General features: G+C 65.3%; 31 protein-coding genes, 1 pseudogene and 1 riboswitch. Of the genes and pseudogenes, 15 read left to right on the top strand and 17 right to left on the bottom strand.

Annotated features, from left to right (window positions below; translation table 11 throughout):
- Positions 1-3 precede the first annotated feature (3 nt).
- Positions 4-402, top strand: a complete 399-nt coding sequence (locus AOT87_RS00545) for a DUF2628 domain-containing protein (RefSeq protein ID WP_030094315.1) — start codon at positions 4-6, stop codon at positions 400-402.
- 21 nt (positions 403-423) lie between these two features.
- Here the strand turns inward: AOT87_RS00545 and AOT87_RS00550 are convergent, their stop codons facing one another.
- Positions 424-2,649 (bottom strand): helicase-associated domain-containing protein, encoded by a 2,226-nt coding sequence (locus AOT87_RS00550; RefSeq protein WP_057969419.1) that lies wholly within the window; start codon positions 2,647-2,649, stop codon positions 424-426.
- A gap of 63 nt (positions 2,650-2,712) precedes the next feature.
- Here AOT87_RS00550 and AOT87_RS28210 point away from each other — a divergent pair, with 63 nt between their 5' ends.
- From AOT87_RS28210 to AOT87_RS00570, 5 genes are all read left to right on the top strand, one after another.
- Positions 2,713-2,886: a hypothetical protein gene (locus AOT87_RS28210; RefSeq protein WP_044104154.1), complete on the top strand. Its 174-nt coding sequence runs from the start codon at positions 2,713-2,715 to the stop codon at positions 2,884-2,886.
- Positions 2,887-2,966: 80 nt separating this feature from the next.
- A complete protein-coding gene (gene moaC / locus AOT87_RS00555) occupies positions 2,967-3,401 on the top strand; it encodes a cyclic pyranopterin monophosphate synthase MoaC (RefSeq protein WP_057969420.1) in 435 nt (144 codons plus the stop codon).
- Entirely contained in the window at positions 3,386-3,871 is a 486-nt protein-coding gene (locus AOT87_RS00560) for a MogA/MoaB family molybdenum cofactor biosynthesis protein (protein ID WP_057969421.1), read from the top strand. The genes moaC and AOT87_RS00560 overlap by 16 nt, the downstream gene beginning before the upstream one ends.
- A complete protein-coding gene (locus AOT87_RS00565; protein WP_057965687.1) occupies positions 3,868-4,296 on the top strand; it encodes a molybdenum cofactor biosynthesis protein MoaE in 429 nt (142 codons plus the stop codon). Before AOT87_RS00560 ends, AOT87_RS00565 begins: the two co-directional genes overlap by 4 nt.
- 87 nt (positions 4,297-4,383) lie before the next feature.
- Positions 4,384-5,691 (top strand): lipase family protein, encoded by a 1,308-nt coding sequence (locus AOT87_RS00570; protein WP_070940353.1) that lies wholly within the window; start codon positions 4,384-4,386, stop codon positions 5,689-5,691.
- 2 nt (positions 5,692-5,693) lie between these two features.
- Here AOT87_RS00570 and AOT87_RS00575 read toward each other — a convergent pair whose 3' ends face one another.
- From AOT87_RS00575 to moaA, 5 genes and pseudogenes are all read right to left on the bottom strand, one after another.
- Positions 5,694-6,401 (bottom strand): class I SAM-dependent methyltransferase, encoded by a 708-nt coding sequence (locus AOT87_RS00575; RefSeq protein WP_057969423.1) that lies wholly within the window; start codon positions 6,399-6,401, stop codon positions 5,694-5,696.
- 5 nt (positions 6,402-6,406) lie between these two features.
- Positions 6,407-7,201: a class I SAM-dependent methyltransferase gene (locus tag AOT87_RS00580; RefSeq protein ID WP_057969424.1), complete on the bottom strand. Its 795-nt coding sequence runs from the start codon at positions 7,199-7,201 to the stop codon at positions 6,407-6,409.
- A gap of 127 nt (positions 7,202-7,328) precedes the next feature.
- Positions 7,329-8,259: pseudogene (locus tag AOT87_RS29460) on the bottom strand (transglycosylase family protein).
- 10 nt (positions 8,260-8,269) lie between these two features.
- A riboswitch (cyclic di-AMP (ydaO/yuaA leader) is annotated at positions 8,270-8,442 on the bottom strand.
- 296 nt (positions 8,443-8,738) lie between these two features.
- Positions 8,739-8,987 (bottom strand): MoaD/ThiS family protein, encoded by a 249-nt coding sequence (locus AOT87_RS00590; protein WP_030094324.1) that lies wholly within the window; start codon positions 8,985-8,987, stop codon positions 8,739-8,741.
- A complete protein-coding gene (gene moaA / locus AOT87_RS00595) occupies positions 8,988-9,980 on the bottom strand; it encodes a GTP 3',8-cyclase MoaA (protein WP_057968774.1) in 993 nt (330 codons plus the stop codon).
- Between the two features lie 92 nt (positions 9,981-10,072).
- Between moaA and AOT87_RS00600 the strand changes: the two genes are divergently transcribed.
- Positions 10,073-10,486 carry a cold-shock protein gene (locus AOT87_RS00600; RefSeq protein WP_030094326.1) on the top strand — a complete coding sequence of 138 codons (414 nt, stop codon included), beginning with the start codon at positions 10,073-10,075 and terminating at the stop codon, positions 10,484-10,486.
- A gap of 28 nt (positions 10,487-10,514) precedes the next feature.
- Positions 10,515-11,207: a DNA alkylation repair protein gene (locus tag AOT87_RS00605; protein WP_057968775.1), complete on the top strand. Its 693-nt coding sequence runs from the start codon at positions 10,515-10,517 to the stop codon at positions 11,205-11,207.
- Here AOT87_RS00605 and AOT87_RS00610 read toward each other — a convergent pair.
- Together AOT87_RS00610 and AOT87_RS00615 are read right to left on the bottom strand one after the other, a co-directional pair.
- Positions 11,204-11,707 (bottom strand): DUF2771 domain-containing protein, encoded by a 504-nt coding sequence (locus AOT87_RS00610; RefSeq protein ID WP_057966606.1) that lies wholly within the window; start codon positions 11,705-11,707, stop codon positions 11,204-11,206. The genes AOT87_RS00605 and AOT87_RS00610 overlap by 4 nt on opposite strands.
- Positions 11,704-13,371, bottom strand: coding sequence for an MFS transporter (locus AOT87_RS00615; RefSeq protein WP_109398628.1), 1,668 nt, complete (start codon positions 13,369-13,371; stop codon positions 11,704-11,706). Before AOT87_RS00615 ends, AOT87_RS00610 begins: the two co-directional genes overlap by 4 nt.
- Positions 13,372-13,408: 37 nt before the next feature.
- Between AOT87_RS00615 and AOT87_RS00620 the strand changes: the two genes are divergently transcribed.
- On the top strand, positions 13,409-14,146 hold the full coding sequence (locus tag AOT87_RS00620) for a DUF3027 domain-containing protein (protein WP_057966604.1): 738 nt from the start codon (positions 13,409-13,411) through the stop codon (positions 14,144-14,146).
- Here AOT87_RS00620 and AOT87_RS00625 read toward each other — a convergent pair.
- Both AOT87_RS00625 and AOT87_RS00630 read right to left on the bottom strand, forming a co-directional pair.
- Positions 14,143-14,604 carry an SRPBCC family protein gene (locus AOT87_RS00625; protein ID WP_046252616.1) on the bottom strand — a complete coding sequence of 154 codons (462 nt, stop codon included), beginning with the start codon at positions 14,602-14,604 and terminating at the stop codon, positions 14,143-14,145. The genes AOT87_RS00620 and AOT87_RS00625 overlap by 4 nt on opposite strands.
- 41 nt (positions 14,605-14,645) lie before the next feature.
- Positions 14,646-14,891: a DUF2530 domain-containing protein gene (locus tag AOT87_RS00630; RefSeq protein WP_030094332.1), complete on the bottom strand. Its 246-nt coding sequence runs from the start codon at positions 14,889-14,891 to the stop codon at positions 14,646-14,648.
- Positions 14,892-14,971: 80 nt separating this feature from the next.
- Here AOT87_RS00630 and AOT87_RS00635 point away from each other — a divergent pair, with 80 nt between their 5' ends.
- The 4 genes from AOT87_RS00635 to AOT87_RS00650 are packed head-to-tail and all read left to right on the top strand — an operon-like array spanning position 14,972 to position 17,881.
- Positions 14,972-15,403 carry a MarR family transcriptional regulator gene (locus tag AOT87_RS00635; protein ID WP_030094333.1) on the top strand — a complete coding sequence of 144 codons (432 nt, stop codon included), beginning with the start codon at positions 14,972-14,974 and terminating at the stop codon, positions 15,401-15,403.
- A 34-nt stretch (positions 15,404-15,437) separates the two neighbouring features.
- Positions 15,438-16,760, top strand: a complete 1,323-nt coding sequence (locus AOT87_RS00640) for an MFS transporter (RefSeq protein ID WP_057968772.1) — start codon at positions 15,438-15,440, stop codon at positions 16,758-16,760.
- Entirely contained in the window at positions 16,761-17,573 is an 813-nt protein-coding gene (locus AOT87_RS00645; RefSeq protein ID WP_057968771.1) for an RNA methyltransferase, read from the top strand.
- Positions 17,570-17,881 carry a DUF2537 domain-containing protein gene (locus tag AOT87_RS00650; RefSeq protein ID WP_227457819.1) on the top strand — a complete coding sequence of 104 codons (312 nt, stop codon included), beginning with the start codon at positions 17,570-17,572 and terminating at the stop codon, positions 17,879-17,881. The genes AOT87_RS00645 and AOT87_RS00650 overlap by 4 nt, the downstream gene beginning before the upstream one ends.
- A gap of 12 nt (positions 17,882-17,893) precedes the next feature.
- On the opposite strand, the gene sepH is transcribed toward AOT87_RS00650, so the two are convergent.
- The 4 genes from sepH to AOT87_RS00670 all read right to left on the bottom strand — a co-directional run bounded on the left by sepH (position 17,894) and on the right by AOT87_RS00670 (position 20,220).
- A complete protein-coding gene (gene sepH, locus AOT87_RS00655) occupies positions 17,894-18,706 on the bottom strand; it encodes a septation protein SepH (RefSeq protein WP_046252620.1) in 813 nt (270 codons plus the stop codon).
- Positions 18,707-19,018: 312 nt separating this feature from the next.
- The gene (locus AOT87_RS00660; RefSeq protein ID WP_057969893.1) at positions 19,019-19,480 is read right to left on the bottom strand and encodes a lipoprotein LpqH; all 462 of its coding nucleotides are present in this window, start codon (positions 19,478-19,480) and stop codon (positions 19,019-19,021) included.
- A gap of 90 nt (positions 19,481-19,570) precedes the next feature.
- Entirely contained in the window at positions 19,571-19,879 is a 309-nt protein-coding gene (locus AOT87_RS00665; RefSeq protein ID WP_057966633.1) for a DUF202 domain-containing protein, read from the bottom strand.
- Complete coding sequence (locus tag AOT87_RS00670) at positions 19,876-20,220, bottom strand: DUF202 domain-containing protein (protein WP_046255521.1); 345 nt, start codon at positions 20,218-20,220, stop codon at positions 19,876-19,878. Before AOT87_RS00670 ends, AOT87_RS00665 begins: the two co-directional genes overlap by 4 nt.
- A gap of 106 nt (positions 20,221-20,326) precedes the next feature.
- Between AOT87_RS00670 and AOT87_RS00675 the strand changes: the two genes are divergently transcribed.
- A complete protein-coding gene (locus AOT87_RS00675) occupies positions 20,327-21,556 on the top strand; it encodes a saccharopine dehydrogenase NADP-binding domain-containing protein (RefSeq protein WP_057969892.1) in 1,230 nt (409 codons plus the stop codon).
- Between the two features lie 67 nt (positions 21,557-21,623).
- Positions 21,624-22,484, top strand: a complete 861-nt coding sequence (locus tag AOT87_RS00680; RefSeq protein WP_057969891.1) for a PaaX family transcriptional regulator C-terminal domain-containing protein — start codon at positions 21,624-21,626, stop codon at positions 22,482-22,484.
- Here the strand turns inward: AOT87_RS00680 and AOT87_RS00685 are convergent.
- From AOT87_RS00685 to AOT87_RS00695, 3 genes are read right to left on the bottom strand one after another with little or no spacing between them, the layout of a single operon-like run.
- Positions 22,477-22,860: a hypothetical protein gene (locus AOT87_RS00685; RefSeq protein ID WP_057969894.1), complete on the bottom strand. Its 384-nt coding sequence runs from the start codon at positions 22,858-22,860 to the stop codon at positions 22,477-22,479. The genes AOT87_RS00680 and AOT87_RS00685 overlap by 8 nt on opposite strands.
- Before the next feature lie 5 nt (positions 22,861-22,865).
- Complete coding sequence (locus tag AOT87_RS00690) at positions 22,866-23,924, bottom strand: alpha/beta fold hydrolase (protein WP_057969890.1); 1,059 nt, start codon at positions 23,922-23,924, stop codon at positions 22,866-22,868.
- 42 nt (positions 23,925-23,966) lie between these two features.
- Positions 23,967-24,983: an AraC family transcriptional regulator gene (locus AOT87_RS00695; protein ID WP_057968329.1), complete on the bottom strand. Its 1,017-nt coding sequence runs from the start codon at positions 24,981-24,983 to the stop codon at positions 23,967-23,969.
- Between the last annotated feature and the right edge of the window lie 47 nt (positions 24,984-25,030).

The raw sequence follows: 25,030 nt of genomic DNA on the forward strand, positions 1-25,030 counted from the left end.
GCGGTGACGACACCACAAGACCGCAGCACCCTGGCCGAGATTTGGCAGCGCCGGTTCGCGTTCTATGACCAGTACGCTGCGGCACCGACGAAGGAAGAGGCCAATGCCATCTTCCGGGCCGGGTCGTTCTGGACACGTATCCGCTTGACCAGTAATTTCCTGGCCTTTTTCTTTGGCCCGATCTACTTCTTCGTCAAGGGGATGTGGCGCAAGGGCCTCGTGCTGCTGGGGATCACAGTGAGTGTCAGCATCGCGCTGGGAGTGCTGGGAGCCTCCGACAGTGTGACGCGCGCGTTCTCCTTTGGCTTTGCTGCGCTGTTCATGGGAATCGCCAACCAGGCCTACTACCTGCACTGGGTGCGCAAGAGTGAGTCCTGGAACCCTTTCGAGGGTGTCCGCTGAGGGGTTAACCAGCCGTCGCGGTCAGGACGGTGGCGAAACCGCGGTGATGCGGTGAATCGCGAAGTCGCGGATTCGCCCGGCGGCGGTATCGAAGGCCGACAGCTGCCCACCGCGCACGCTGATCGGATTGACCACGCGCGAGGACGCCACCCCGGCCGGGTCCACGTACCCGATCAACACGCTGGTTTGAGCCTTGGCGGACTGCTGCAACAAGGCCACCGCATGCGACGGCTCGATGCGAACGCCGTCGTGATCCCCCGCCGCCCGTAATGCCTTGACCACCGCGGCGGCCGCGGGCTCGCTGAGCACGGGTGGCGTCCAACCCATCCGGTGCGGCTGCGGTGTCACCCGCGCGCGGTGCGCCCGCAGCGCCACGATCGTTCCGGTGGCATCCTCGGCGGCGGGGGCGAAGCCCGCCGAGCGCAACCCGGCCACCAACTCGGCCAGGGGAGCCAAGGACACCGCGACCGTCGGCGCCAGCAGCCGCAGCCCCAGATCCTCGGCCACGGCCGATGCCATCACTTGCGTCAGCAGGGCCACGTCATCGCAGCGCAGGAACGAGCTGGCCACCCCGGCCCGAAGCTGCCCATGCCGTCGCGCGACATCGTCGATGAGATATGTCAGCGATTGGGGGACAGGGGTTTTGGAGCGTGAGCCGAAGAAACTGTGTAGCGACGTCGCGGTCCGCCCCGAATCCAGCGCGCGGCGGATGCTTGCCTCGCTGACCCGAAAGACGCTGGCTGCCCCCGCCGATTCGAGGTCCGCCACCGCCGTCAGCTCCAGTTCCACCTCGCGCGTCAGCGGTCCGGGGGCGACGACCGTGAGATCGGCCTGCACCAGGAAGTGATCGATGGGGCTGGGCAGTGCCTTGTCCATCGCGGCCAGCGTCGCGCCCTCATCGCCAGCACTGTCCAAGAAGGTGCGCACGTGCGTCGTCAAAGCGCCGCGTCCGATCACTCCCATTGTCGTCGCCTCGAACAACAGGGCCGTTACCGGTTCCACGCCCAGCCGGCCGCCCCAACGTGGTCGGCGCCACCGCATCACCCGCGACGTTTCCTCGGCCCGCAGTCCTTGCCCGGGCTCCAGCTCGCCGAGGATCTGCAGCAGTAGCTTGCGATCATGTGGCGCTGCGGTCGAGCGCAGCGAATCAGAAAGCGCCGCAATGGGTTTGTCCTCGCTGGTGCGCTTACCTATCAGATCCGGCCGCGCCGCCAGCATCAGCCAGGCCGACATCAGCCGTAACCAGCGGGTTGCGGTGGGCAGCTCGGTGAAACGGTCGGCCTGTACGGTCGGCGCCCAATGCCAGCCCTCGGCATCGGTCTCGATATCGGGGTCACCGACCGCGATCAGCTCCGCTGCCGCCAGCACCTCCAGCAGTAGTCCCATCCGGCTGTCGTCGATCCCCGTCGTCTTGGCGAGCCGTTTGACCTCGCGCACCCCCAAACCGCCGCTGCGCAGCTGCGGCGCCGGGTTGACCCCGAGCTCGTCGAGCAGCAGGCCGACCTCGCGCAGGAGATCGAGGGCGGCACCGGCGGCAGCGGCGTCGGCTTCGGCCTGGGTGGCCGTCGTGATTTCCACGATGGGGGGCTGCAGCCGGTCTGGCTCCTCACCACGGAGCAGCTGTGCCACGAATCTCGGCAACAGCACCGTCTCGTCGTCGATGCGCTGCAGCAGCCCGGCGGCCAGTAGCCGCTGCACCGGGCGATCCGGTGGGGCGTCGGGCGCAGCATCCCGGGTGCGGCCGATCGGGGATCCCGCGATGAGCGCCCGCAGCAGCTCCATCCCGCGTTCATCGGTCGCTTCCAGGGCGGCACGGGCAGCGTCGTAGGAGGCCGGGGTCTGCTCGCTGATCACCTGACCAACAACCCAGGGCAGACCCAACCGCGTTTCTCCCGCCAGGTGCAGTTCGTGATCCCCCCACACCAGCGCCAGCTCGCGCAGCCGATCCAGGGTGGCGCGCACCTGCAGTTCAGTGGCGCGACCGTCGACCTGGGCGAGCACCTCCGAGAGCGGAACACCAGTGATGTCCGCACGCGCCACCAGCAGCGCGTCCAGCACCGCCAGGGTCAAAAAGTCCAGGCTGTCGGTCGCCGCGCGCACCGATTGGCGTGAGAGCGCCCGGCCCGCCAGCGCCGCCAGCGAACCCGGAGGTGGCGAGGCCAAATCGGGTCGCAACTGGACCAGCCGCACCAACTGTTCGTCTGGCAGCTGGCGCAACCAGGTAGCCAATGCCGCATCCTCACTCATCGGTCACCAGCGTAGAGGCGGGTTGGGTTCGCCGTCGGCCCCCCGGCCTGCCACAATGGCTTCGTGGCTGACAAAGAGCAATACGTCGACAACGGCTGGCCCGCACATGTGGACGGTGAGCACGCGGTCTCCGAACTCGCGGCCGACCGCACCGGAGCGCTGTCACCCTTCGGCGACATCGAGTTCCCGGTGGAGTCCGTGCCCTACGTGCACCCCGTCACCGTCATCAACAAGTAACGGTGTCCGACGGTCTTCGCGACAGCGAGGGGTCCCCACCTGACCGTCTCTCCCACATCGACGAGCACGGGTCCGCGCACATGGTCGACGTGTCGGCCAAGCAGGCCACCGCACGCGAGGCGGTCGCGGCCGGATGCTTCGTCACCACCCCGGACGTCCTGAAGTTATTGGCTGATGGCGCGCTCCCGAAGGGCGACGCCATCGCCACCGCTCGTCTGGCTGCCATCATGGCCGCCAAGCGCACCAGCGAGCTCATCCCGCTGTGCCATCAGATACCGCTCACGGGCATCGACGTCGACTTCCAGATCGACACCGCCAACGGGTCCGTTCAGATCACCGCCACCGCGCGCACCCAGGACCGGACCGGGGTCGAGATGGAAGCGCTGACCGCGGTGACGGTCGCCGGACTGACCCTGCACGACATGGTCAAGGCGGTCGACCCGGCATCGCGCATCGACGATGTCCGCGTACTGCGCAAAGAAGGCGGCAAGACCGGAACATGGACCCGACCCTGAGATCTGCGCGGGTTATCGTGGCCTCGACCCGGGCAGCCACCGGCCAATACCCCGACAAGACGGGGCCGGTCATCGTCGAATGGCTTGGTGCGCAAGACTTTCGTGTTGACAAGCCGATCGTCGTGCCGGACGGCGACGCGGTGGGGGACGCCATTCGTTCGGCGTTGGCCGATCGGGTTTCACTGGTCATCACCACCGGTGGTACCGGGCTGTCGCCCACGGACGTCACTCCCGAACAGACCGCCGCGCTGCTGGACCATCAGATACCCGGCTTGGCCGACGCGATCAGACGCTCGGGACTGCCGACCGTACCCACCAGCATCCTTTCCCGCGGCGTGTGTGGAGTCGCCGGTCGCACTTTGGTGGTCAACCTGCCCGGTTCCATCGGCGGGGTGCGAGACGGGCTTGCGGTGCTCGAGGGCGTGCTGGGACATGCACTCGACCAGATAGCCGGGGGTGATCACGTATGAGCGCTAGCGTCACTCGAGCGTTATTGACCGGGGAACGCATCTCACTGATCGAGCACGAGCAACTCGTCGATCACGAATCAGCAGGGGCTACGGTCGGATTCGTAGGGAACGTGCGTGACCACGACGCGGGTAAGACCGTGCTGCGGCTGGAGTACTCGGCGCATCCGTCGGCTCAGCAGGTGCTGACCGATGTGGTGGAACGCATCGCCGCGGAGGCCGAGGGTGTGCGCGCGGTGGCGGTGAGCCACCGCATCGGCGCACTGACAGTCGGCGAGGCAGCCTTCGTGGTGGCGGTGAGCGCCGACCATCGTCGTCAGGCATTCACCACCTGTCAGCGCCTCGTCGACGATGTGAAGGCTGCGCTGCCGGTATGGAAGCACCAGTTCTTCGCCGACGGCAGTGACGAGTGGGTGGGGTCGGCCTGAAAAATCCGGTCACCGATTGGGGTCTGGTACCTAAAAACCCAGATCAGGGCACTGATGGCTCAGTGGGTGCAGTAACTTCCTTGGTTCATGAGCACTCCAGTGCAACCGAGACACCGCAATACGGCTCCTGCACCCCAGATTTTCCCGCACCCCGGTAAACGTCCGGCGCGGCCCGACGACGATCCCTTTCATCTCCCACCTGACGGCTTCTGGGACGCTGAGCCCGGAACAGTTCTGCGTGCCCGCCCGGCAGACGTAGGATTCCTGGGGCTGTTACGCCAGCGAGTGACAGCCTGGCAGTTGCTGTTTCGCACCACCGATCCGCATGGCGCGCCTGAAGTCTCGGTTACCACGGTGCTGGTGCCGGCGACCCATGACCCGCACTCTCCACGCCTGTTGGCGTATCAGTGTGCGATCAACTCCAGTCAGCGATCCTGCTTCCCCTCCTATTGCCTGCTACAGGGTGCACGGGGACCTTTCGCCAACCCACAGATCGAATTGCTGCTGATGGCCGCCGGGTTGCGGCAGGGGTGGATCGTGAGCGTCGCGGACCACGGTGGACAGCCCGGCCGTTATGTCGTCGCGCGTCAACCCGGCTACCACGTACTGGACGGTTTGCGCGCCACGCAACAGTTCGCCGAGCTGCGGCTTCCGTCCGATACGCCTATCGGGCTGTGGGGATATTCCGGTGGCGGGCTTGCCAGTTCATGGGCGGCGGAAATGGCACCTAGCTATGCGCCCGAGCTCAACATCGTCGCGGCGGCGTTGGGCTCACCGGCGTCGGACCCCGGCAAGATCTTGGAGCGGGCCGACGGAGGATTGTTCGCCGGGCTGGGCTTCGCGGCCATTTCTGCCTTGCGCGGTAGCTATCCGGCGCTGGATTCTGTTTTGACGCAACACCTTACGCCCAAGGGTGAGAAGATCATGACGACGGTGCGGGGACTTTCGACGGGACAGGCCGTCGGACGGTATGTGATGCGTAACCTCGACCGCTATGTAGACCTGCCCATCGCCGATCTGATGGCGCTGCCCGATGTCGCGGCCATGAGTGAAGATCTGCGTCTGGGCAAGGCGGCGCCAACCTGCCCGGTGTACATCTACACCGCAGTGCGCGATCAGCTCGTGGGCATCGACGAGGTGGATCGCCAAGCCGATTTCTACGCCACGCACGGCACCGACGTCACCTACCGGCGCGACATGCTCAGCGAGCATGTGTCACTGGCCCTCCTGGGCGCACCTGCCGCCCTGCGCTGGCTGGCGCAACGCTTGGAGGGCATGGAACCAGAATCTGGCACCCGCACTGTGGGATCCATGCTCGCCTCGATACCCGCGCTATGGACCATCTCGGTGATGTCCGCGGCCGCGGCCCGCGTACTTGGGGGCCGCCAACTGTAGGCCTACGCGCGTTCTGCGATCACCGTGTACACGGGGACGTAGAGCAGCGGATCGTCGACATCTTGTTCCAGCCGGTCGAGTACTTCGGGGTCTCCGCGGTAGTTTCCGCGAATCGCGTTGAGAAACTCGGTCTTTGGTGCGGCCATCGTGGTCGGATTCAGCTGCAGCACGGTCCACCCATTGGCGGTCAGCGTCTGTTCGATCTGCTCCGCCCGCAGGGCGTTCTGGAACGGTGTCGGCACGCCGTGTACTCCACCGTGTGCGAAACACCATATGTACCAGCGTGCTCCGGGGCGCGTGGCGCGGTGCAGAGCACTCGCGTACTTCGCGTTTCCCTCATTGTCGAAGCAGTGATAGACGCCGCTGTCGATCACGGTGTCGAATCTCGATTCCCAGCCGTCGAGCTCCGTCGCATCGGCAACCTGGAAGTCGATGGTGATGCCTGCCGCGGCCGCCCGGCCCTTGGCTTGTTCGATTGCCGAAGGTGCGAAGTCCAGTCCGGTGACGTTAAAGCCCTGTTGGGCAAGGTAAATAGCGTTATCGCCGAGCCCGCAGCCGATATCCAGGACCTCGCCGCGGACCGCGCCGAGTAGAGCGAGTTCTTTGATGCGAGGTTTGGCGTCCTTGGAGTCCCACGGGACGATGGGCCCGCCGTCCTTGATGCTCTCTCGGTACAGATCCTCAAATGTGTTCTGGGTGGGTGCGGTCATGACATTTAGCCTCTTTCTGCGACGATACTGAAAAACGGCATGTGGATGATGTCGTCATCCAGCTGCTGGAGACGCTCGAAGGTCTGCTGTGCTTGTTCTGCCACGCCCGGGCGCTGAGAGCGCTCGCGCATATCGGCGGGCATCCGCTCGGGATCGATACCGACCAGCGCGGCACCGACGAATGCCGCTCGCAATCCGAGATAGGTTGTCCGGCCGAAGTATTGGATGTTCCAGTTGGCGTCGGACAGTACCGTCTTGATCTCTTCGGGGTCTTGCACGCCGAAGGGCATCGCGATGCCATTGACGGTGCCGTCGCCAAAGCAGGCGATGAACCAGCGGGCACCTGGCCGGGTGGCCCGGTGCAGTGCACTCGCGTACTGCTGATGGCCTTCGTGATCGAAACAGTGATACACGGCGCTGTCGATCACGGTGTCGAACCGGCCGTCCCAGCCGTCAAGCTTTGTCGCATCGGCGACCTGCAGATCGACGGTCACACCCGCCGCGGCGGCCCGTTGTTTCGCCTGCTCGATGGCGGAGGGAGAGAAGTCCAGACCGGTGACCGACAGGCCTTGCTGAGTGAGATAGATGGAGTTCTCGCCGAGACCGCAGCCGATATCCAAGATCTCTCCGCGCAAGGCGCCGTACGCGGCGAGTTCTTTGATCCGGGGTTGTGCGTCCCTGATATCCCAGGGCACGCCCGCGGCGGGGGCGCCCTCGAACATGGGTTTGCCGTTGTAGACCGCTTCGAATGTCTCTTGACTGGGAACGTCCGGGGGAGTGGTCGATGCCGTCATGCCCACTAAAGTACGCCTCGAAGCTGGGGCGTCAACCCTCTTGACACTGGGCCTACACTTCGCGCCGAAAGGGTTACCCCGCAACGACAATCGCCCCGGCCGTGAGGGCCGGGGCGATTATCTGGTGTACGAGTTAGCGCTGGGCCAGGGCCAGGATTGCGTCGCTGGCCTTGACATCCTGCGTCTGCATGGCGAAGACGATGTCCTTGAGGTACGACACTCCGCGACCATCGCCGGGCGCGACGTCCGTGGTACCGGGGGGCAGGTTGTTCGGATCGGGCAGATGCCGGACGACACCGGCGATCGCTTCGGGGCTGGTCGGCACCCCGTTGGAGGCCACCGGGCCGGCATCGAACGCGGCCTTACCGGCGGCGAAGCCGATGTCCGCGGCGTCCGGGACACCCGCGGGAAGCGGGATTTCGGGAGCAGCAGCCGGGGCCGGCGCGGGCTCGGGAGCTGGGGCGGGCTCGGCGGGCGCCGGGCCGGACTGGAACTCGACGGCAGGACCTGGTCCTCGGCGGCGGGGGCTCTTCGGGAGCCGGTGCCTCTTCGACGACGGGTGCCTCGGGTGCCGGGGCGACGAACTGCTCATCAGCCTCGGGCGCCGGAGCGGGCTCGGGTGCTGGGGCGGGCTCGGCAGCGGCCTGCTCCTCGTGGTGAGCGGCAGGGGTGATGTTCGCCGCGGGAGCGGTCCGGGGGGTAGCGCCGGACAGGCCACGACCGCAGACCGGCCAGGCTCCACGGCCCTGACCCGCGAGCACCTTCTCGGCGATCGCGATCTGCTGCTCCTTGGTGGCTAAGTGAGCGGACGGGGCGTACTGGCCGCCACCGCTGTTGATCCAGGTGCTGGGCGAGAACTGCAGTCCGCCCTGGTACCCGTTACCGGTGTTGATGGCCCAGTTATTGCCAGATTCGCAACGCGCGACCTGGTCCCACTCGCCATCGGTGGCTGCGTTGGCCGTTGCGGCCATCATCAGACCGCCACCGACAAGGCCTGCACCTGCTACCGCGACCTTGGCCGCTTTAGCGCCCGCCTTGGTGGGCTTACTGTGCCGTCCACTCATATGTCCGTCGTATTCCTCTCTGTGACGCACCTGCGAAGTGAGCTGTCGGGTTCGAGCGAGAGGTCGCCCGGCCCGGTTTCCCGGGCTTCACCCCAAGAACCATGAAGGTTCATGCTGGAGATCGAGATCTCCGGCGGTTGGGTTCCCCGCCTCCGTCCCTTGATTTACCGACGAGGTGCCACACCCGAGGGACGGAGCTCGGTGCGCGGGTATGGACTGCGGATGACGGTACGTGTCGATCCGCATCTCGTCATGTTGGACATTTCACGGTGTTTCGTCCACGGCGGGGTGGGTTTATTCCCGTTGCCGGTGAGGTCTGCGCAGGTTATTGCGTAGCTCCACCGCCCCGTGTCTACGCCGTGACCGTACTGTGACCTTGGGATGTGTGTCGCAGATCACCAAATTGTCTAGGTATCTCTATATGCAACTCTCAGAGATGCCTTAGAGCTTCCTTAGGAAATTGGCGGGCCAGCGCTCTTCTAACCGCCAGCGAACGGAGGCAGAACGTCCACGACAGACCCTGATTCTGGCCGGTGGGAGCGGTCGCGGACGGCCACGCCGTCATGAAGGAAGGAACAACGCGCCAATACGCGTTCCAGTTCCGGCCCTTTTGCGGCCAGCTGGCGCGTCAGGTCGTCGAAAGATGCCCCCGCGGGGAGCTCCACGGTCTCTTCTTCGATGCCTGCGGCGTTCGCGGCAGCGGCGAAGTATCGGATTCGGATGCTCACCTAACCGCCGATCGCGCTCATGGGTCGGTCAGGCTGCAGGAACGACGGGTCATTGATCCCGTGGCCCGGTTTCTTTCCCCACATGGCGGCCTGCCAGGCCGAGGCCACCACATCGTCGTCGGCACCCGAGCGGAGCAGCCCGCGCAGATCCGTTTCGGTGGTGGCGAACAGGCAATTGCGTACCTGACCGTCGGCCGTCAGCCGGGTGCGGTCGCAGTCCCCGCAGAACGGTCTCGACACCGACGCGATGATCCCAACCGTGGCGGGGCCCCCGTTGACCAGCCAGCGTTGTGCTGGGGCGCTGCCACGGGGCGCCGGATCCGCGCTCAGCGTGAATTCCCGGCTCAGGGCGGCGTGGACCTCGTCGGCGGTCACCATGTGAGCGCGGCTCCAGTGATGCCCGGCATCCAGTGGCATCTGTTCAATAATCCGCAGCTCGAAACCGCGCTCCAGACTGAACCGCAGCAGCTCGACCGAGTCCTCCTTGTACTGCTCGGGGGTCAGCACCGCATTGATCTTCGTCGGGGTCAGCCCGGCAGCGCTCGCGGCTTCCAGGCCGGCGAGAACGTCGGTCAGCCGGTCTCGGCGGGTGATCGCGGCGAAGCGATCCGCATCCAACGTATCCAGTGACACGTTGATGCGGTCCAGCCCGGCGTCCCGTAGTGCCGCGGCCTTACGGTCCAGACCGATGCCGTTGGTGGTCAGCGCGATATCCGGGCGTGGTGACAGTGCGGCCACCGCGGTGATGATTCGCTCCAAATCCTTGTATATCAACGGCTCTCCGCCGGTGAACCGGACGCTACGGATTCCGAGTTCGGTCACCGCGATGCCGATCAGCCGGATGTATTCCTCGGCAGTGAGCAATGCGTCGCTGCGCAGCCAGTCCAATCCCTCTGCCGGCATGCAGTACGTGCAGCGCAGATTGCACCGGTCGGTCAAGGACACCCGTAAGTCGGTCGCGATGCGGCCGAACGAATCGATTAACGGGGTCATAAGTCCAGCGTAGCGACCACTTGCGTGCGCCGAGTAGGATGACCAGTCACCGCGTCCTATTTGGGGCGCGTTAATCATGTGAGGTGAGTGCAGTGCCAACCGGCAAGGTCAAGTGGTACGACGCCGAGAAGGGCTTCGGCTTCCTGTCGCAGGAGGACGGCGAGGACGTGTACGTCCGGTCCTCTGCGCTGCCTGCTGGCGTTGAGGGGCTCAAGGCCGGTCAGAAGGTCGAGTTCGGCATGGCCGCGGGCCGGCGTGGCCCGCAGGCGCTGAGCCTCAAGTTGATTGACGCGCCGCCCTCCGTGCAGAAGACGCGCCGCGAGAGCAGCGGGCCGGTGAACCACAAGCACACCACTGATGAGCTACACGGCATGATCGAGGACATGATCACCCTGCTGGAGGGCACGGTGCAGACCGAGCTTCGCAAGGGGCGCTACCCGGATCGCAAGATCGCCCGCAAGGTCTCCGAGGTTGTGCGCGCCGTCGCCGCTGAGTTGGACGCCTGACCTGACACTCCTGCGCGCCGAGGATGTGATCGCGGCGCTCGATGCCGCCGGCGACCCCGGCCGGGCTCAGAAATCGGCACGGTTCTTCAAGACCGGGCCGGGTCAGTACGGCGAGGGCGACGTCTTTGTCGGTGTGTCGGTACCCGACCAGCGTGCGCTGGCACGGCAATTCCGTGGCATCGGACGTGATGCGGTGGTGCGGCTACTGGCCAGTGAGGTGCACGAGCACCGATTGACCGGGCTGATCCTGGCGGTATGGGAGTTCGCGCATGCCGAGGGCGCCGAACGTGACGCGTGGGTGCAGATGTACCTGCAGCAGGTCCGCGGCGGCCGGGTGAACAACTGGGACCTGGTTGATTCCTCGGCTGAGCAGATTCTGGGGGAATGGCTTGTCGGTCAGGACTATTCGCTGTTGCTGGAACTAGCGGCAGAAGATGACCTCTGGCGCCGGCGGGTGGGCATCATCGGCACCTTCGCTTTTACCAAACGCGGTGACGCGCAGCCCCTCCTCTCGGTGGCGCCGCTGGTGATCGACGACCGGCGTGACCTCATCCAGAAGGCCTACGGCTGGATGCTGCGTGAAGTTGGAAAGCGTTGTGGAGCCGATATTCTCATCAGTTATCTCGATGCGCACGCCGCGGCCATGGGTCGTACCGCACTCGGCTATGCCGCCGAACACCTTGATGCCGTGGCACGTGCGGAGTATCGCGCTCGGCGCTAGTTCTGCCAGACCGTGGCCACGGACCAGATTGCGTGGGTGACCTCCAGCAGGTCGCCGGTCTCGGTCTGAACCACCGTCGGGAGCTTGATTTCCAGGCCCAACAGCCGCCGTCCCTCGCTGTCGATCGTCGGGATGGTCACGGCGGTCCGATGGTCGCGGTACACGCTTGATTCGGCCCGTTTGTGGTCGACGTCGTCCACCGGCGCATAGATCCTGGACAACATCCATGGCGCCTGGGCGATGCGCCCATCTACCGAAAGCTGCACGGGTTCATGAGCGTTGACGGCCAACTGGACGGTGTGTCCGGGCGGGTCGCACTGGTCCAGCTTGTTCTTGTCGCAGTACTGATAGGGCGCGGCGTGGATGACGGTGCCGTGGGTGAATGCGCTGATCTCGGGCCGCTCGTCTTTATGCCCGTGCAGCTGCCAGGCGATGAACCCCACCATCGCGGCAGCGGTCAACACCAGGACGGCGGCAAGTGCCGCCAGTTTTGCCTTCACGCGACTACCTTGCCACCTTCTTGTTCGGCCATCACCGGGCGGTTACCGCCCAGGCCCGGAACGAGGGAGGCGCCACGGAAGCTGGCCAGTGTCTGCGCCAGGCCGAGGATGAGCACCGCGGATATCACCGTGAACCCCACCCACAGATCGGTGTAGATCATCACGCCGATGGCGCCACCGAGTACCCAGGACAGCTGCAGCAGCGCCTCGGAACGCCCGAAGGCCGACGCCCGGGATTCCTCAGGCAGGTCATCTTGCAGCGAGGCGTCCAGGGACGCCTTCGCGATGGCGCTGACTCCCGATGTCACCAGCGTCGCGAACACCACGACCGCCAGCACCCCGGTGACCGCCGCCGCGAGCGCCACCACCGTGACCGCACCGGCGCACCGCACGACAAGCAGGGCTGGGCGGCCGAGCTTGAGCCGGGCGCTGGTGGCGTTGCCCGCGAAGTTTCCGATGCCGGCGGCGGCGCCGATCATGCCGAGCATCGCGAGCTGTTGAAAGCCGTGCGCGTCATGGGACTTGGCGACGAAGGCGGGGTACAGCGTGAGGAAACCGACCATCACCTTGATGGTGCTGTTGCCCCACAGCGCGGTGATGATGTTGCGGCCCAGCGGCTGGCGGATCTTGTCCTGCTGCTTGTGGGAGCGCCGGAGCAGGATCGTCGGGTGTTCACCGTCGTCGCCGTGGTAGCCGAAGGTGGTGGGCACCTCACCGGCGGTCACCTCGACCCACTTGGGGATGCGCATGGATGACCAGGCGCCCACCGCCGCCGCGGCCATCACGGCGAAAAGTGCTCCGGGCAACTGGAACACCCGGGTGAACGTGAGCTCGCAGGCCCCGGCGATGGCGCCACCCACGATGGTCCCACCGACCAATCCGAAGGTCGTAAGCCGTGAGTTGACGCGCACCAGGTCGATTGTCGGCGGCAGCACCCGCGGTGTCACGGCGCTCCGCAACACGCCAAAGGACTTGGACAGCACCAGCATTGACAATGCGCACGGATACAGCACCCAGGGGGGGAAGCTTCCGCTGGCGCCGTCGTAGTTGGCGATCATGATGACGGCCAGCGCGATGCGCAGCCCGAATGAGGCCGCCAACGCCGCCCGGCGCCCGTGTTGCAGGCGATCCAGCGCGGGGCCGATCAACGGGGCGATAACGGCGAACGGCGCGATGGTGATGAGCAGGTACAGCGCCACCTTGCTCTTGGACTCAGCGGTGGCCGCGGCGAAGAAGAGTGTGTTGGCAAGGGCCACCGCCATGGCGGCATCCACCGCGAAGTTGGCCATCACCGGATAGGTGAGCGCGGTCAGGCCAGATTTGTCGGCGCCGTCGGCGGTCGCGGCCTTGTGGAACAACCCGTACATCCGGGAGCCCATCTCACGGCTGCGCATCGCGGCCACCCGGGTGACCGTCAGCTTTGGCGGGATTTCCCGCTCAGGCCGGGGACGTCGTCGCGACTCGTCCCGGCGTTCCTCGCCCAGGGGCGGTAGATACCGGTTCGATGAGCCGCCAGCACGACGAGGATCCCGCTGGGCACCGCCCGTCGGATAGTTGGCCATACCGGGGTGGGAGTTTGCGTCGCGCGGATCCTGATTTCGGCGGCGAGATGGGGAGTCGCTACTGCCTTGGCGGTTCCCGAACCGCGCGTAGTCGTCCCGCACGCATCGATTGTCCCTCACGGTGAGAAGATGGTCAGCGATGGACATCACTATCTCCGGCCGCGACGCCCTCTACACCTGTATCGACCAGGCTCGTACGGCCATCGTCGAGTTCAGTGGGGAGACCGTGGGCAAGTACCTCGGGGCCTCCTCCGAGAGCACGGATCTGCACGCGTTGACCCACCGCTTCGAAGCCGATCTGCCGGGATACCGCGGATGGCACTGGGAGGTGGTGATGGCCGCGGCACCCGGCGCCACCGTCGCGACCGTCAGTGAGGTGGTGCTTGTTCCGGGCACCGAGGCGCTGCGCGCGCCGAACTGGGTGCCGTGGGAGGAGCGCATCCGCCCGGGTGACCTGGGCCCGGGCGACTTGCTCGCCCCGCCGCCTAACGATCCTCGCCTGGTACCCGGATACACCGACAGCGGAGATGCACAGGTAACCGAGACCGCCGGCGAGATCGGGCTGGGGCGTAAGCAGGTGCTGAGCCTGACCGGGCGTGTCGACGCCGCGCAGCGCTGGTTCGACGGCGACTGGGGTCCGGACACCGAGATGGCGCGCGCCACCCGCCGGGTCTGCCGATCCTGCGGCTTCTACCTGCCACTGGCCGGCTCACTGGGTGTCGCCTTCGGGGCGTGTGCCAACTCGATGTCGGCCGACGGCCGCGTCGTGCACATCGAGTACGGCTGCGGCGCCCATTCCGATACGCCGCAGCCACTCAACTCCGCGATGCCGCTGTACGAGCCCTTCGACGACGGCGTCCTGGATCTGGCGGACTAAACGCCTTCTGCGGCCGCTTTGATCCTGGCCAGCGATGTCCGCATGCCCTCCAGCAATGCCTCGTCGAACACCTCGGTGCCGCCGAGCATCAGATTCTGCAGGTTGGTGGAGATCGCCGAGCGCTTCTCACCCATCACCCGCCGTTCGGTGACCCTGGTGCCACCGGCCGCGGTGGGCTCCAGCTCGTAGCTCCACTCGCTCAGGTTGTCTTTGACGTGCCAGGCCAGCCGCTTGTTGGGCTCGACGGCGGTCAACACGGCGCGTGTCGGCCACACCTTCCAGCCCTTGCGGTTGTAGTTGACGACATTGGTGCCCGCCTGCACAGGACCGCGCACGAACATCTTGCGGGTCTGTGGGCTCCACCGTGGCATGTTGTCCAGGTCGGCGATCAATCCCCACACCTTCTCCACCGGCGCATCGATCTCGACGGCGGTTTCCAGCAGTGATGCGTTGGGCATGAGATTGCTCCTCTTTCTGGGATGTTGCGGGGTTGATTCGGCTACAGGCCGGTTTGCGCGCCGCGTGAGCCGCGCCGCACCGCACGAACTTGTAGCAGGACGATGGTGGTGCCCAGCGCGCCGGTACCCAGTCCGGCAAGCGTGATGGGACGCCAGCTCTCGAGCGCAGGAATGGTGAAGGCAAGGATGTTGGCAATGAGCCACAGCACTGTGCCTGCGACGACAACCGGCCACGGATTGAGCAGTGCGGCCGGGAGCGGGGGCGGTTGGGGCGCGGGGGTGTCCACTAGATGCGCAGCATACGTGGCACGAACTACACCGGGCTAGGTCCCTGTGAAAGCCCTGGACGTGCCGTAAGGTTTGGGCCGTGAGCGACCCCGATGCCCGGTTGGCCAGCGATCTGTCGCTTGTTGTCATTCGCCTGGCCCGGCATCTGCGGTTCCGGCGCGCGGATTCGCCGGTCTCGTTGACGCAGCTGTCGGCATTGGCGACGTTGCTTAACGAAGGGGCGATGACCCCGGGTGCGCTCGCTGCCCGCGAGCGCGTGCAGCCGCCGTCGATGACGCGGGTGATCGCCTCGTTGGCCGAGCTCGGGCTGGTGGAGCGCTCGGCGCATCCGACCGACGGCCGCCAGGTAGTTGTCTCGTTGTCGGAGGCGGGTGCCGATATCGTGCAGGCCGATCGCAGCGCCCGCGAGGAGTGGTTGCGCGAGCACCTGGACGATTTCACCCCTGAGCAACGAGCCGTGCTGCGGCAGGCGACCGACCTGCTGTCGGCACTGGTCAATGAAAACGGTTAGCTGACAATCTCGTTAGTCTCTAAAATGATTCACCGTGGCTGACCGCGGCGGGATATTCGTATCGCTGCGCACACGTAACTACCGGCTATGGATCAGCGGTCAGATGGTGTCGCTCGTCGGCACCTGGATGCAGCGCGTCGCGCAGGATTGGCTGGTGCTGGACCTCTCGCACGGCAACGCCTTCCTGCTCGGTGTGGTGATGGCGCTGCAATTCGGGCCGACGCTGTTGCTCTCGGTGTGGGGAGGAATGCTGGCCGACCGCTACGACAAGCGCCGGATGCTGATGCTGACCCAGGCATTGATGGCGCTGTTCGCGTTGACCGTGGGGCTTCTGCAGGTCACCGGTCTTGTCCGGATCTGGCATGTGATGGCGGTGGCCTTCGCGATGGGATGTGCCGCGGCGATCGAGGCACCCACCAGGCAATCCTTCACCATTGAGATGGTGGGTCCGGAGCATCTGCCCAACGCGGTCGGGCTCAACTCCATGGTGTTCAACCTCGCGGGCATCATCGGGCCGGCGATCTCGGGAGTGTTGATCGGGCTCGTTGGTACCGGCTGGGTGTTCTTGCTGAACTTCGTCAGTTTCATTGGTGTGGGTATCGCGTTGTGGCGGATGCGGCCTGCGGAGCTACACCCGAGTGATCCGGTTCCGCCCGCAAAGGGCCAACTGCGTCAGGGCTTTTCGTATGTATGGCACCGCCGCGATCTGTTCATGATCATGCTTACCGTGTTCCTGGTCTCGACATTCGGGCTGAACTTCTCGCTGACACTCGCGGTGCTGGCGCGAGAGACCTTCGGTCGCGGCGCGGAGTCATACGGGCTGCTGTCGACGGCGCTGGCAGTCGGCACATTGTTAGGCGCCACGCTGGCTGCCCGGCGCACCGAGAAGGTGCGTATGAATCTGTTCTATAGCGCTGCTATGGCTTTCGGGGTTTCCGAGGCTGTCGTCAGCGTGATGCCGACCTATCTGTCGGTGGCCGTCGCGCTCATCCCGACGGGTCTGCTCGCGCTGACGTTCACCACGTCGGCGATGAATATCATTCAGCTGTCCGTGGATTCGCAGCTGCGAGGAAGGGTGATGGGCATTTACATGGTGGCTTTCCTGGGCGGCACCCCGCTGGGCAGCCCGTTGGTGGGCTGGCTGGCCGATCTGCACGGTGGACGGATGCCGCTGCTGATCGGTGGGGTGGTATCGGTGGCTGCCGGGCTGACCTGCGCGGTGTATCTGCGCCGTCATCCGTGTCCGGTTGTGGCCGAGGTGGTTCCGGAAGCCGGCCAGATACGTGCCGGGCTTGTTCCGCCTGCTCCGGTCGCTACCCCGGTGTGCGAACCGACGCCGCTGGCCAGGCGGATGTAGATGCTGGTCATCGATATCGACAACGCTGCCGACCCTCGTTTGGACAGCTTCCGCGATCTCAACAGTGTCGACCGCAGGCCCGATCTGCCCAGCGGGAAGGGGCTGGTGATCGCCGAGGGCGTCTTGGTGGTGCAGCGCATGCTGGCGTCACGATTCGCACCTTTCGCGCTTTTGGGTACCGACCGTCGATTGACCGAGCTCGCAGCCGATCTCGAGCCTGTCGATGTTCCGTACTACCGGGCAAGTCCCGAGGTCATGGCGGAGGCCGTCGGCTTTCATCTCAACCGCGGAGTACTTGCCGCGGCGAGGCGCCCCGTGGAACTGTCGGCGACCGACCTCATGCAGACGGCGCGTACGGTGGCGGTGCTGGAGGGCGTCAACGACCACGAGAATCTAGGTTCGATTTTCCGCAACGCCGCGGGAATGGGGGTCGATGCGGTGCTCTTTGGCAGTGGGTGCGCGGACCCGTTGTACCGGAGGGCGGTGCGGGTGTCGATGGGGCACGCGCTGCTGGTGCCTTTCGCTCGTCTTCCCGAATGGCCGAAGTCGTTGTACAGATTGCGGGACAACGGATTCCGATTGTTGGCGATGACGCCTGCCGGAGACTCGCGGTCGCTGGCCGATGTGATTCCGCCGCTTCAGAACGAGAGGGTGGCGCTGATGGTGGGTGCCGAGGGACCTGGGTTGACCGACGTGGCTTTGCGTGCCAGCGATTTCCGCGTACGCATCCCGATGGCCAACGGCACCGACTCGTTGAACGTGGCCACCGCTGCGGCGCTGGCGTTCTATGAGCGCGCTAGGCTCGCGCCGTGACCGGCGATAAGCAGCCCGCACGGCGGGCAACGAGCTCGGCGGAATCCGACACCCCGTGGGTCGAGGGCATCGTCTCGGCGATGTGTGTGGCCGTGGTGGTCGCGGTGGGCGTGGTGGTGCTGAGCCTCGGTCTTGCGAAGGTACATCCGCTGTGGGCAGTGCTGCTCAATATTGTTGCAGTGGGCGGTCTTTCACCAACATTATGGGGTTGGCGGGAACGCCCGGTGTTGCGATGGTTCGTGCTGGGCATCGCGATCGGGATCGCCGGCGGATGGCTGGCGGCCGTGGTGACCGCCCTAATCACCTAGGGTGCGGTCTCGCTAATTCTGGCCGCTGGAGCGAACCCCGAGCAGCACGTCTTCCCAGGTGGGCACCGCGGGCTTGCTGCGCCGTGAGCGGCGCGGCGCGGGAGTCGGCTGGGCGTCGTTGACTTCCTCGACCGGCTCCGGCTCGCGGACGGGCTCGGGCTGCGGCGCGGGGCGCTCGGTGAACAACTCCGGTTCGGGCTCGGGGAGAAGCGGAGCCACCGGCGCAACAGTGCGCAGGCTGCGGGTGAACGTCGGGTCGATGAGCTCGCGGGCGGAATCATCGAGTGCGGTCACCGTGCCGCCATGTGCCCCGGGGGTGAACCGGAAGTGTGCCTTGTTGTCCGACCGGCCCGCACGCCACTGCAGCTGGACGGTCCATCGACCGTCCTCGACCTTCCAGGCGTCCCACTCGATGGCATCGGGGTCTAGTCCCCGCGCGAACATTGCGCCGGCCACGGTATCGGCGAGCGAGTTGACGGTGGGGCCGTCACTGCGGACGGGGTGGGCCGCGGTTGCCATCTCGGCAGCGCGCTGGCGTTCCAGCAACACGGGATGGGCGAACCGTTCGATCCGCGCGACATCGACTCCTGCGGCCGTGGCGACCTGCTGAACGGTGGCGCCGGCCCGGATGCGGGCCTGAATTTCCCGGGGGCGCAACGAGCTCTCCATTTCGATCTGAATCTGCCCGAGGCGGGACAGATCACCCCGGGCAGCTGCACGGAGCCTGTCGTCGGCGTCGATGACGAACTTGTCGCTGCCGTTGGCGTCCTGGCAGACCACTCGCTTGCCGTCGGCTGATAGGCCGATGACTTTCAGTTCGCGCACGATGTCCTCCTCGCCCTGGTCTGGATGACCCAGTTCTTGGGACCTTAGTGCAGGTAGAGGGCCATTCCGCGGTGACACGCGGGGGTGTGGGCTACTTGCTTTTACTGACAGTTCGCGCTATGTGACGCATGTGGCAGGTGTTGTTTGCCACTGGTATCGATCGCGTTGACCTGGCAGGGCCGGTCTGGGAGGCGGGCCGCCTCGCGCAGATCGAGACGACCGGCACGTGAGAGGCGCCAGAACCCTGCTGTTTGGAGGTCTAGCCGGGTAGCGCGGATCCGTCGCGGTTACCCGGCTAGACGCCCATCTGCCTTATGGGCAGGTGACCTCGATTTCGAATGGCTTGTTGGAGGGCTGCATCGGGTTGGCCATGTCCACAGCGATGGCGGTGCCCTCGATGTGGTACTTCTTGCCGTCCTTGGTGGCCTTCGCGTTCGCTCCGGGGGTGCCTTCGGAGAATGCCAGCGACTGCCCGTTGAGGCTGCCCAGACCGGCGGACTTTACCGTCGGAGAATCGCCTTCCGTCACCACGGCACCGAAGCCCTGAGCGCCGCTGCCGATGACGATGTTGACGTTGCCGTTTGAGGCCTGGCAGACGACGGCCCCCTCGATCTTCTGCTCCTTGCCGTCGATGACGACCTTGGCGGTGCTGTTGGTGGCGACGGCGCCGCCGTTGCCACTCACCGTGGTGCTGGACTTATCGCTCGAACAGCCGACCAGACCTGCGGCGATAATCGCCGCGCCGCCAATGGCGACCACAAGCCCACGCTTCATTGCGTTCTCCTTATGTGTGATGAGGGGTGGAGCCGAACAGGAGAAGTATGAGGTCGTAAGGGGGTGTGGTCTGCGGAATCGCAGGTATACCTACGTACCCAGATTTGAGATGTCGATACCGGCCGACAGCACGATCACCGCGACCACAGTCAGGGTGGTCAATGTGATGGGCCTGCCGCCGTGGCGCCAGTGCCCTCGCGCCAGCGCGTGATGGCGCACGGTGCTGATGGCGGCGATTCCGAGTACAACCGCGGTCGCGATCAATGAGGCCACCGCGGTCTGCTTGTGGATGAGCGCGTGGGTCAGAAATACCGCTGCGGCTCCGGCGGCGGCCAACCCGGTGCGAAGCCAGGCCAGCGCCGTGCGTTCGACTGCGTGAGTCTCGGGGTCGGTTCTCATCGGTAGAACACGGCAATCGATGCCAGGATCGCGACGAGTCCGATGCTGACCGCGAGCAAGGGCACCAGCAGGGTGCCCTTGAGGGGCTGGTCCCGGTCCATCCGGTCTTTCACATCGCGCCAATGAACGTATGCGCCGATGGACACCACCACGGCCAGGGCCAGGCAGGACGCCGCCAGTACATGCCGAACCCCGGCATGGTGAAACGGTTGGACGAGGGTTTGTACCGCTACACCACCGGCGAGTAGACCGAGGGCGGTCCGGATCCACGAGAGGAATGTGCGCTCGTTGGCCAGCGTGAAGCGGTAGTCGATCTCGTGATCTTTGTGCGGTTCCGTCACCCCGACTAACTTACCGAGCCTGATGCCGATATCGGCAGGAGCTGGATTCCCGATATCTATCATTTATTGAACGACAGTATGTAATTCGATAGGTATTGTGGGATGTATGAAAATTCTGGCTTTGGGTGGAGCAGGCGCAATGGGGGCGGTCGCCGTGCGGACCGCTCGAGAAGTACCGGGCATCGAGGAGATCGTCATCGCCGACCGCGACCTCGGCGCGGCTGAAGGATTGGTGCGGCAGTTGGGGGAGGGGTGCGTACCGGTCCGGGCTGTTCAGATCGATGTCACCGATGAGGCGGCGTTGCGCGCCGTCCTGGAACCGGTTGACCTCGTTCTGAATACCGTTGGGCCCTACTTCCGATTCGGACTGACGGTGCTGCTCGCGGCGATCGAGACAAGAACGCACTATCTGGACATCTGCGACGACTGGGAGCCGACGTTGCAGATGCTTGAGCTCGATGAAACGGCGCGCGAGTACGGTGTCTGTGCGGTGATCGGTATGGGCGCGAGTCCGGGAATCAGTAACCTGCTTGCCGCTACCGCCGCAGCGGAATTCGATTCGATCCACGACATCTACACGGCGTGGCCCGTAGACGTCGGCACCGACGGCGATGGCACCGAAGGCAAGGCTCAGTTGCTCGGCTCCGGCGGCAGGCCAACTGCCGCGGCAGTGCATTGGATGGAGCAGGCCAGCGGCACCATCACCGTGGTGGGGGGCGGGCAGCTCGTCGAGCGGCGCCCGCTGAGCCCGGTCACGTTGGACCTGCCCGCCGGACATCGGGGTACCGCATACTCGATCGGTCATCCGGAACCGATCACGCTGCGGCGCAGTCTGAAACCGATCGGTACCGTCCTGAACCTCATGGTCATCACACCGTGGGCGGTGGCCTACCTCGACACGCTGCGTCGTGACATCGACACCGGACTACTCACGCGGGAGCAGGCCGCTGCGGCCTTCGCGGTCCCCGGATGGCGGCGGGCAGTGCGTTCCGCCTGTGCGGCCGTTCGCCTGCGCGGTGCCGGGACCCTCCCGCCGTTCTTTGCCGCAGTCATCGGTGAACGAGACGGCGATCGTCATACCGCGCTTGCGCGTCTGAATCTGACCGGACCGCAGGCGCTACCGATGAGAAGCGCGTTACGTGACATGGCCCGCATCACCGGTGTGCCCCTGGCCCTCGGGATGGCACAGGTGATCGACGGCACCGCGCGCCGCGCGGGAGTTCACCCGCCCGAGGCGGTTATCGAGCCAGGGCGGTTCTTCGCCGACCTTGGGGCGGCGCTGGGGTGTGCCGATGGGGTCTCGCCGTATCTGGTTGAGCATGCGCCGCGGCCCTGATTCGTTCGGCGGTTCACCGAACGTAGGATGATCGAACGCAATACGGCGGCTCTCGTGAGGTGAACGTTTGGACATCCAACACGTCTTGAACTCCGATATCTCCACCCGCAGTGTGGTCGAGAGCATGATCCGTGAGGACGCGACGATTTCCGCCGGCGAGCTCTACGATGTCGCCGGCATCTTGGGCATGAGCGACCAGCAGGTCCGATTGTGTGTCAAACGCCTTGTTGCCGAGGGCCGTTTCACGCATGAGGGGCGGGGGCGCAGGGCGATTCTGTATGCGACGGGGGCGACGAGGAGCTCACTGGAACCGGACCTGGAGTACGTGCGCTACATGTACGAGCAGGATCGCGGCCTCGCACCGTGGGATGGGTGTTGGCACCTCGTCGCATTCGCGGTACCCGAATCGGCCCGTACGGCACGCGATGCCATGCGCGACGCGATCCTGCGGTTGGGAGGTGCGCCGATCCAGGGTGGCTTGTATGTGTGCGCCAATGCCTGGGAAGCCCGGATCGCAGACACCGCAGAACAACTCGGCGTGACCGAACACGTCACGTCGTTCACCACGACCGACCTCGCACTGGGTGGCCGATCGGAAGCTCGCGAGCTGGCCGACCGACTCTGGCCGGTCGACGCAATCGCCGAGCGTCACCGCAGGCTGCTGGCGGTGGCCGAAGCTGTTCTTCCCGCGATTCGCACCGCGTCACGAACCGAACTGCTCACCCTCGCTGTGGCGCTGGCGGCAGAGTTCACACAGGCGGTTGAACCCGACCCCCTCCTGCCGCCGCAGCTGCTCCCACAGCCGTGGGTGGGCGCGGCCGCGCGTGCGGCGGTCGCCGCGTGCTGGGCAGAGTTTGCGAAAACCGAATCCGAACAACCAATTCGATTGTTCGGATGGTATGCCGATGCGATTCGACAGATTATCTGAACGGCGCTGTGCGCCTCATCCGGGCCAGTGCGCCGCTGCCCAGCGCGGCGCCGAGAAAGGTCAGCGTGAACCAGAACCAGCTCCATGACGGTGGCAGCGGAAACAGTAGGAACACCGCCAGGGCGTACCCGCCAACCGCTAGGTGAAGGCGTAGCACATCGTGAAGACTCGTCAATGTCACCGCAGTGATGATGCGCCGCAACACAACCAACTTCGCGGCGAACATTCCGAGCAGAAAAGTGATTCCGAGCAGCTGGACCCACAGCGGTGGGGCGCCCGTCCATGGTGAGGAAAACGGCAGCGTCGCCACCGCGAGTAGTACCCCACCCGCGGCCTCGCAGAACGTCAGCCGTCGTATGAGGACCCCACTGCTCATCACGTTCAGCGCACCGGCTGTTTCGCAACGTAATTCCGTAGGTTGTCCAGATAGCCGGGCGCGTAGAGCGAACGTGGGGATAACACCGCGACCATCGTTGAGCGCCAATTCTGATCGTTGTCCAAATCGGCCTTCACGATGTTGTGTGACGCGTTGGGGTATCGCTGCACGGTCAGCTGCTGCGGAGGCAGGATTCGGCGGTAGGTCTGCTCGGTCTCGTCGACATCGACATTCAGATCGTCGTCGCCGATGGCGAGCAGAACTGGCGTTGTGACGAGCGGCAGGATATCGGTGACATCGGACCGAAAATTCTTGCGGACGAAGTTCCAGCGATCGGCGGACATGGGATCAGAATCCTGCTGCGCCGCAAGGTACTGCTCGTAGGTCGCGTTGTCGCGCAGTAGTCGCAATCCCGTCTCGCGGCGATTCAACGCGGTGGCGATCTCGGATTCGGAGGCTCCACGGTGCCGAAGATCGGCGAGTAGGTTGTATCTCCCCTGCCGTAGCCAATTTATAGCCGCACCAACGATAATCACGAACTGTAGATCTGGTCGGTGGGCGGCGACCTCGGGTACCACCCATCCGCCTTGGCTGATACCCCATATTCCGATCCGCCGCGGGTCGATATCGGTGCGCTGGCGCGCCCAGTCGATCGCGTCCTCTGCTTCATTGGCTCGGTCGTGCATGTTTTGATTCAGCCAATTCCCCGGAGCTCCTTGGATTCCCGGTTTGTTCCAGGATAGTGAGGCATAGCCCGCCTGGGCGAATGATTCCCAGATCGGTTCGTAGAAGCCGTCTCGTGTCGCGTTCGCCGCGCCGTCGCCATGCACGAACACGACCAGCCCGAACGGTCCGGTGCCACGTCGGGGCAAGGCGAGTGTCGCCTGAAACGGCCCGGTCGCACCGGGGATGATCACCTGCTGCATCCTGATCGCGAAGTCGTTCGCGTAGATCACCCAGCCGCTCGCGCCCAATACCAGTGCGATGACGCACGACGCGGCGATGCTGAGCCGCACGTGCCGGCGATTCGACCGGCGGAAGGAGGCGCCAAAACTATCAAACATAATACGATCGTATATGAAGTAATAGTTACGTGGAACGTGTCGTCACGTCAGATGCGCGCGCGGCGGAGCGCCGTGCCAGCGCGTGTATGCGTGCGTGAATGCCGCGGGTTCGGAGTACCCCAGACGGTCGGAGACCTCTTTCACGGTGAGGTCGTTGGCGAGGAGTTCCTTGGCCAGGGTCTCGCGTACCTCGTCGAGCAGTGCCCGATAGGAGGTGCCCTCGCGTGCCAGCCGACGGTGCAGCGTGCGCTCGGCGATGTGCATGCCCGCGGCGATGTGGCCCATGGTGGGCACCTGCCCGGGGACTCGAAGCAGCTGGTGGCGCACCTCACCGGCGATACCGTCACGGGAGCGCCGTTGTTGGAGCAGTTCCTCGCACTGGCGCACGCACAGGGCGGCCGTGTGCGGATCGGCGGTGGGCAGCGGTGCCGCCAGCAGCTCGGTGGGAAACACCAGCGCATTTCGGGGCGAGTCGAATTCGACGGTGAGTAGCCCGGCCAGGAGGCGCAGCGGCGTGTCGGGACCGCTCCGAAGCTGCATGCGTGCTCCTACTGGCATCGCGCCGCCGAACAGGATGGGAACTATGCCGGCGATCGCGGCCAGATCACGTTCCAGTAGAAACCGGCGGACATCGGGCGGGATCTCGCTCTCGTCAAGATCGAAAATACTGTCCGCGTCGCCGATGGTCAGCGTGAAGCGGTGAAATGTCGAACTGAGCTGGCTGAAACGCAACCCGACCGCGAGCGCGTCGCGCATGGTCGGGCTGGACAGTAGGGCGAATCCCAAGATTCCGGCACTGGCGATTTGATAACGGGTACCCACCTCGATCCCGAGTCCCACCGGATCTCCCGTGAGCGCCAACAAGTTCCGCACGATCTGCAGTTCCTGGGCCCCGCTCACGACGGCGTCGGGCCCTACCAGGTCGGCGTCGGTGAGACCCGTCTCCGCCAGGCATGGGCCTGTGCCGAAACCGCGGTCTCTGGCCGCTTCGACGAGGTTCCGTGTCGCGGTGGGTGAGCGCGGATAGTCCCAGAATGGGCGACCACCATCATCGGGCACTGTCCGAATTTATCAAGTGTTTGGCGGATGAAGTCATTCAATGCCGG

Origin of the sequence: Mycobacteroides sp. H003 (genome assembly GCF_001440135.1) — a bacterium.
GTDB classification, from domain to species: Bacteria; Actinomycetota; Actinomycetes; order Mycobacteriales; family Mycobacteriaceae; genus Mycobacterium; species Mycobacterium gwanakae.